Source organism: Pseudoalteromonas sp. Isolate6, assembly GCF_022398435.1.
GTDB lineage: Bacteria > Pseudomonadota > Gammaproteobacteria > Enterobacterales > Alteromonadaceae > Pseudoalteromonas > Pseudoalteromonas galatheae.
In genome coordinates this window covers 1-5662 of sequence record NZ_JAKEVK010000259.1, presented here as the reverse complement: position 1 = coordinate 5662, position 5662 = coordinate 1, and the positions used below count along the sequence as shown (strand labels likewise).

Annotated in this window: 11 protein-coding genes; 9 read left to right on the top strand and 2 right to left on the bottom strand. The window is 43.3% G+C overall.

Annotation, left to right across the window (positions count from 1 at the left end):
- The first annotated feature begins 186 nt into the window (after positions 1-186).
- The 7 genes from L1D50_RS21130 to L1D50_RS21100 all read left to right on the top strand — a co-directional run bounded on the left by L1D50_RS21130 (position 187) and on the right by L1D50_RS21100 (position 2047).
- Positions 187-408, top strand: a complete 222-nt coding sequence (locus tag L1D50_RS21130) for a calmodulin (protein ID WP_017218756.1) — start codon at positions 187-189, stop codon at positions 406-408.
- A gap of 59 nt (positions 409-467) precedes the next feature.
- Complete coding sequence (locus tag L1D50_RS21125) at positions 468-689, top strand: EF-hand domain-containing protein (RefSeq protein WP_128726087.1); 222 nt, start codon at positions 468-470, stop codon at positions 687-689.
- 87 nt (positions 690-776) lie between these two features.
- The gene (locus tag L1D50_RS21120) at positions 777-998 is read left to right on the top strand and encodes an EF-hand domain-containing protein (protein WP_010375681.1); all 222 of its coding nucleotides are present in this window, start codon (positions 777-779) and stop codon (positions 996-998) included.
- A gap of 68 nt (positions 999-1066) precedes the next feature.
- Positions 1067-1288 carry a calmodulin gene (locus L1D50_RS21115; RefSeq protein ID WP_017218753.1) on the top strand — a complete coding sequence of 74 codons (222 nt, stop codon included), beginning with the start codon at positions 1067-1069 and terminating at the stop codon, positions 1286-1288.
- A gap of 50 nt (positions 1289-1338) precedes the next feature.
- Positions 1339-1560: an EF-hand domain-containing protein gene (locus L1D50_RS21110; RefSeq protein WP_010375683.1), complete on the top strand. Its 222-nt coding sequence runs from the start codon at positions 1339-1341 to the stop codon at positions 1558-1560.
- 49 nt (positions 1561-1609) lie between these two features.
- Complete coding sequence (locus L1D50_RS21105) at positions 1610-1831, top strand: crotonobetainyl-CoA--carnitine CoA-transferase (RefSeq protein WP_010375684.1); 222 nt, start codon at positions 1610-1612, stop codon at positions 1829-1831.
- A gap of 9 nt (positions 1832-1840) precedes the next feature.
- Positions 1841-2047, top strand: a complete 207-nt coding sequence (locus tag L1D50_RS21100) for an EF-hand domain-containing protein (RefSeq protein WP_010375685.1) — start codon at positions 1841-1843, stop codon at positions 2045-2047.
- 103 nt (positions 2048-2150) lie between these two features.
- On the opposite strand, the gene L1D50_RS21095 is transcribed toward L1D50_RS21100, so the two are convergent.
- The gene (locus tag L1D50_RS21095) at positions 2151-2666 is read right to left on the bottom strand and encodes a hypothetical protein (protein WP_128726085.1); all 516 of its coding nucleotides are present in this window, start codon (positions 2664-2666) and stop codon (positions 2151-2153) included.
- A gap of 93 nt (positions 2667-2759) precedes the next feature.
- Complete coding sequence (locus tag L1D50_RS21090; RefSeq protein WP_239966745.1) at positions 2760-3203, bottom strand: GNAT family N-acetyltransferase; 444 nt, start codon at positions 3201-3203, stop codon at positions 2760-2762.
- 166 nt (positions 3204-3369) lie between these two features.
- Here L1D50_RS21090 and L1D50_RS21085 point away from each other — a divergent pair, with 166 nt between their 5' ends.
- Together L1D50_RS21085 and L1D50_RS21080 are read left to right on the top strand one after the other, a co-directional pair.
- Positions 3370-4401, top strand: a complete 1032-nt coding sequence (locus L1D50_RS21085; RefSeq protein ID WP_138523995.1) for a nitronate monooxygenase — start codon at positions 3370-3372, stop codon at positions 4399-4401.
- 159 nt (positions 4402-4560) lie between these two features.
- Positions 4561-5523, top strand: coding sequence for a phosphatidylinositol transfer protein (locus tag L1D50_RS21080; RefSeq protein WP_138523997.1), 963 nt, complete (start codon positions 4561-4563; stop codon positions 5521-5523).
- Positions 5524-5662: the final 139 nt, after the last annotated feature.

The window sequence follows — 5662 nt, the reverse complement described above, 5'->3', positions numbered from 1 at the left end:
TGGCAACAATCTCACTGAATCCATCCTTAATAAAAATCCACTTTGGTTTTTAACTTGTTGATTTTTATATTCTTTTAAACTTTGGCATCAAAGTTGGAATAGTTATCTCGAAAGCAAAAAACATTCGCTTCAACGCAAACCAACGCAGAGAAGCAGAAACGACAAGTTATATGAGAGGAACTGATTATGAAAACTTTAGCAATCGCACTATCAGCAGCTGTACTTTCTTTCGCATCAGTAGGTGCTCACGCAGACTCTGAGTTTGATAAATACGATGTTGATGGAGATGGCTACATCTCATTAGGCGAATCAAAAGCGAATCCAAATTTAATGGCGCAGTTTAAAGACCTTGACGCCGACCAAGACGGCCAATTAAGCCAGTCTGAGTTTGATAACTTTGAAGGCTAATAACGAGCCGATAACGTAATAGCAGATTTTTAAATATACCCCAAGTTAAGGAAAAGATTATGAAAAACGTACTAGCAGCACTATCAATCGCAGGTTTATCAATGGTTTCAGCATCAGCACTTGCTGGTGATGACTTCGCAAAATTGGATACTGATGGCAACGGCTCAATCAGTGTAACTGAAGCGAGCGTAAGCGCGTCATTGAGTGAGCAATTCGCGGACTTAGACGTTAATGCCGACGGCGAGCTAAGCAAGTCTGAATACGCAAATTACGAAGGCTAATTTGGCACTGGATCGAGTAATGAGTTAAGGAGCTGGGCCGCATGCCTAGCTCATCAGAACAAAATGACACAATTGAAGGGTTAGATTATGAAAAATGTACTAGCAGCACTATCAATCGCAGGGTTATCAATGGTTTCAGCATCAGCATTTGCTGGTGGCGATTTCGAGAAACTAGATACTGATGGCAACGGTTCAATCAGCGTTACTGAAGCAAGCGTAAGCACTTCGTTAACTGAACAGTTTGCAGACTTAGACACGAACGCCGATGGCGAGCTAAGCAAATCTGAGTACGCGAACTACGAAGGTTAATCGCTAGGTGGGCTTAGCGCCCACTGCCTTTGACGCCATAACGAACACGACAGAAGGATTGGACTATCATGAAAAACGTATTAGCAGCACTTTCAATTGCAGGTTTAACATTCGCTTCAGCTTCTGCATTAGCTGGTGAAGATTTCACTAAATATGATACTGACGGTAACGGCACCATCAGCATGACTGAGGCAAAAGTAAATCAGTCGCTTGCAGAGCAATTTACGCAACTAGACAGCAATGCCGACGGTGAGTTAAGCGAGTCTGAATTCGCAAATTACCAAGGCTAATCAAGCCGCCCAAAAGCAAATCATATTTAGGAAATTTTAGGAGCAGAATGATGAAAAATGTACTTATCGCACTATCAATCACAGGTCTAACATTGGCTTCAGCAAATACTATTGCTGGTGAAGATTTCGCAAGCTATGACACAGATGGCAATGGTGCTATTAGCATGAGCGAAGCAAAAGTAAATACAGCGCTTATCGAGCAGTTTAAAGACTTAGATGTAAACGCTGACGGAGAACTAAACGAAACTGAGTTCTCTAACTTTAAAGGTTAATTTGCGACTAGAGCCGCAATGAGAGACGGGCATAGTGAGGAGAATGGCTATGAAACTTAGAACGGTATGTGCAACGACCATAGGTGTATTGGTGAGTACGATGGCACTGGCAGCAACCTTGTCATTTCAAGATGTAGACAAGGACAAAGACGGGCAGATCAGCCAGCAAGAAGCATCAGTATCATCAACACTACTTGGTCAGTTCGAGAAGCTAGATGCAGACAAAAATGGTCAGCTAAGCGCTTCTGAATTCTCTAACTTTAAAGGCTAGGAGGTCACAATGAAAAAGTTAGCAACAGCAATTACAGCCGCCACAGTACTTTTTGCCGGCTCAGCAATGGCAGCAGAATTTAACGATTTTGATTTAGACAAAGATGGCTTTATCTCTAAAAGCGAAGCGTCACTGTCAGAATCTCTTGCTTCAATCTTTGATAAGCTAGACAGCGACGGAGACGGCAAACTGTCTGAGAAAGAATTTAATCAGTAAGCAAGTGGCAATCCAAAGCGCCACGCCTCCCCAAGCTCGACTTTGTAGTCGGGCTTTTTTATTTCGAGCTGCTAGGCTGCTTAAGGTTTAAATGGGGAATGAGCTAACTTAATTCATTGATCCAGCGATGCGTTCTTATCCATTTTTGCATCTTGGGGAAGCCTTCTCTTGGACAAGTCATATCCCAAGCGGTAAGCAGGGGTTGACCAAAAAGGCCACCAGTATTAAAGGCGTCAATCAATGACTCTCTGGCATTTTTGTAGGCTTTTTCATGGAATACAACTTCAATGGGCAAGTTGAGATAGCTAGTAGCAGCAACTGACCAAGCCGTCGCTGCTATTTCTTCACCATGCATTGCCTGTTTTTCGCGCCCATTTTTGAGGCCATTTTTGTACACATCACCATTAAGCTGAGGGCGAAAAATAGGCTCACAAACTGCAATATGTCCGGCTTCATGCAGAATATCCCCCGGGTAAAGCAGCTTTTCATTATCAATGTATAGGGTGCCATTCACTGTTTTTAAACCGGGTAAGAAGGAGTCAGTTTCTACGTCTTTAAACCGAAAAGGTAGATTGATTTCGGTAAGAAAATCACAAATGCGCTTTGTATGCTCATGCATGTTAATTCGGATTCCTTTGAGCAGCTTAACTTACATTGTCAGTAAGTGTAACCTACGTTTCCATTTGCGCAAATTACCGAAGATTACAACTTGTTATAAAGGAAGTTTGATCACCGCTAGCATCTCACCATCCTCTTTATCGATTCCAACTTCTTCAAAGCCAAAGCTCGCGTAAAACGATTTTGCAACGGGGTTGCTCGGTATATAACAGATTTCTATGGTGGTAAGGTTTCGTGTCTGCTTGATTTCTTCGAGTGCGAGGGTGAGTGCTTTACGCCCAATTCCTTGTTGCTGAAATTGTTGATCAACCATAAAGCGCCAAATGGAAATACGTTCTATACTCTCTTGTACCCACATTAGCATCCCAACAGCTTCATCATCGTGATAAATTGCGCGTGTGGTATAGCCATCATTAAATTTTGATTCCACGATGGAAAACATGTTGCAGGCTACCAAATCTTGCTGTCCAGGGCTGACATCTAAATCGCAAATGGCTTCGTAGTTGTGTTTATCAATGGCTCTTAGAGAAATATTCATCATGGCGTCCTTGTATTGTTATAAAAACACTATTTCAAACATGGTTGTTTTGGCAAGAGAAAGTTTGCTTTATTAAACGCACAATCATTGACCGTTAAGCGCTTATTCCTCACACTGGAAAACACCTTCGGCTTTATGTCGTTTTGCCTAAAACAAGGACCTTGTGATGCAGCTCACCGAATTACTTAATATTTCTATACCTATGATCCAAGCGCCGATGGCAGGCGTGCAAAATTGGCGCTTAGCGGCCGCAGCAACAAATGCCGGAATACTCGGTTCAATCCCTTGCGGTATGTTAAGTAAAGAGCAGGTTGTTGCAGAAATTGAACATTTCAAAGTACATGCTTCAGGCTCATATAACCTTAACTTTTTTTGCCATAAAATGCCGGAACTTGACCCTTATCAACAAGGTAATTGGAAGAAAAAGCTGGCTCCATATTACGATGAGCTGGAGTTAACACCTAGCGATGATATGGGAGTCTTAAGACGCCCATTTGATAGGGAAATGGCCGAGGCCATTGCCCCTTATAAACCTCCCGTGATCAGTTTTCATTTTGGTCTTCCTGATGCCGAATTGGTCGAGTTGGTAAAATCGTGGGGGACGACTATTTTATCTTCAGCAACGACCTTGGAAGAGGGGATATGGTTAGCTGAAAATGGTGCTGACATCGTGATAGCACAAGGGATTGAAGCGGGTGGGCATAGAGCAACCTTCACCGAGACAAAACTTGAGTCTCAGCTGCATACTCGTCAATTGGTAACGATCCTCGCTGATGCGTTATCCGTACCTGTAGTGGCTGCAGGTGGTATTGCTTCTCATCATGATGTCACTATGATGCATGAACTGGGTGCATGTGGAACGCAAATAGGCACTTGTTTCTTACTATGTGATGAAGCTAACACTTCTCAGGTACATCGAGAGGCACTCAAATCACTGGCTGAGCCGTCCGCCGTAACCAATGTGTTTTCTGGTCGCCCTGCACGTGGGATTGAAAATCGGTTAATGATAGAGCTGAATTTCATTAATGAAGATGTACCTACTTTCCCATATGCATCAGCCGCTTTGACACCATTACGCGCCGTAGCTGAAAAGCGAGGAAGCGGCGATTTTAGCCCCCTATGGTCCGGGGTTAATCGCCAAGGCTGTATGGAGGTAAGCACTCAAAAAATGGTAGATAATTTATGGAATGTTAAATAATAACTCTTTGATTAACAAATTTGACACATTCTGAGTTTATGCTCTAGCGTTTTATGACAAGGCCAGTTCGTTGCGCCTTGTCCCTTGTTGCCTGAACATGCGTATTTTTATGTTTAGGTGACGTATTCGCTATTGAAAATAATAAACACGGAGTCGTGCATGAGACATTCTATTTTAACAGCAGCGTTATTCGCTTCTTTTTCTTCGCTGGCAACCCCTACTTGCCCAAGTATTACCGCATTAGAAACCCAGTATGCAGCACCAAATATGGTCAAGCGTAGCTTTTCTAGCTCGTTTAACAAATACTTATCTTGGCTACCAAGTTACCATATGGTGCATGATCAAGTAACCGCTGCTGGAGCTGTCACTCAGATCACTGCTAAATTTGACTACGGTAGCATCACCCATAAAGACTTGGAATTCGAGTCGGTGGAGTTTTACTACCGTTCTGAGTCGGACACAAATTGGCAGTATCTTGGTGAGCAAACAACCAATGGCGATGGTAAGGCGTTTATCACCTTGCCTGAACTGCCGGCAGGTCAGTATCGTGTATACGCAGGCGTGCCAGCTGATGGCACTGGTGCACAAGGTTATGTCACAGTCGTTGAGCCAGGTACTCAAGCGGTCCTGTTTGATATCGACGGCACGCTAACCGAATCTGATGCCGAGCAAATTGGCGACTATACAGGAATAGATCATGCCGACCCCAAAGATGGCGCTTATGATTTAGTTCGTCACTATCTTGATTTGGGCTATCAACCCGTATTCTTAACAGCCAGAGTGTATTGGTATGCTAAAGGGACGCGCGGTTGGTTGAGTTGGATGGGTTTACCACAAGGCTTTTTACGCACATCACTTAGCAATGAAACCAGCCTGTTTAAAACGGCAGAATATAAAACTGCGGAAATTAATCGCTTAAAAGCGCAGGGTATTGAAGTCGTTCGTGCTTATGGCAATGCCAAAACAGATGCTGAAGCCTTTATCAAAGCAGGGATCCCAGCTTCTGAGGCGTTTACTATTGGTTCTGATGCCGGGCATTACGGTACCACAGCTATTACCGGCAATAGTTATCAAGTGCATTTAGGTGAACTCACAACTTACCCTCACGCTGACTGCTTGTAGACCTTACCTTCGATTGATTCTAATTTTTTAGGAGTTCGCAAAAGGAGCCGTATTTTGGCTTCTTTTGGGGCATTCTGTGTGTACTAACCTCTGGGCCTAGGTACTAACTTACACTCCCATTATTTACGTTTGTTTACGT

What these genes read in the sequence shown, in the direction of transcription:
- L1D50_RS21125 (WP_128726087.1), top strand. Translation starts at nt 468, where the DNA reads ATGAAAAACGTACTAGCAGCACTATCAATCGCAGGTTTATCAATGGTT.
- L1D50_RS21090 (WP_239966745.1), bottom strand. Translation starts at nt 3,203, where the DNA reads ATGAATATTTCTCTAAGAGCCATTGATAAACACAACTACGAAGCCATT.
- L1D50_RS21080 (WP_138523997.1), top strand. Translation starts at nt 4,561, where the DNA reads ATGAGACATTCTATTTTAACAGCAGCGTTATTCGCTTCTTTTTCTTCG.
- L1D50_RS21085 (WP_138523995.1), top strand. Translation starts at nt 3,370, where the DNA reads ATGCAGCTCACCGAATTACTTAATATTTCTATACCTATGATCCAAGCG.
- L1D50_RS21105 (WP_010375684.1), top strand. Translation starts at nt 1,610, where the DNA reads ATGAAACTTAGAACGGTATGTGCAACGACCATAGGTGTATTGGTGAGT.
- L1D50_RS21115 (WP_017218753.1), top strand. Translation starts at nt 1,067, where the DNA reads ATGAAAAACGTATTAGCAGCACTTTCAATTGCAGGTTTAACATTCGCT.
- L1D50_RS21100 (WP_010375685.1), top strand. Translation starts at nt 1,841, where the DNA reads ATGAAAAAGTTAGCAACAGCAATTACAGCCGCCACAGTACTTTTTGCC.
- L1D50_RS21120 (WP_010375681.1), top strand. Translation starts at nt 777, where the DNA reads ATGAAAAATGTACTAGCAGCACTATCAATCGCAGGGTTATCAATGGTT.
- L1D50_RS21130 (WP_017218756.1), top strand. Translation starts at nt 187, where the DNA reads ATGAAAACTTTAGCAATCGCACTATCAGCAGCTGTACTTTCTTTCGCA.
- L1D50_RS21095 (WP_128726085.1), bottom strand. Translation starts at nt 2,666, where the DNA reads ATGCATGAGCATACAAAGCGCATTTGTGATTTTCTTACCGAAATCAAT.
- L1D50_RS21110 (WP_010375683.1), top strand. Translation starts at nt 1,339, where the DNA reads ATGAAAAATGTACTTATCGCACTATCAATCACAGGTCTAACATTGGCT.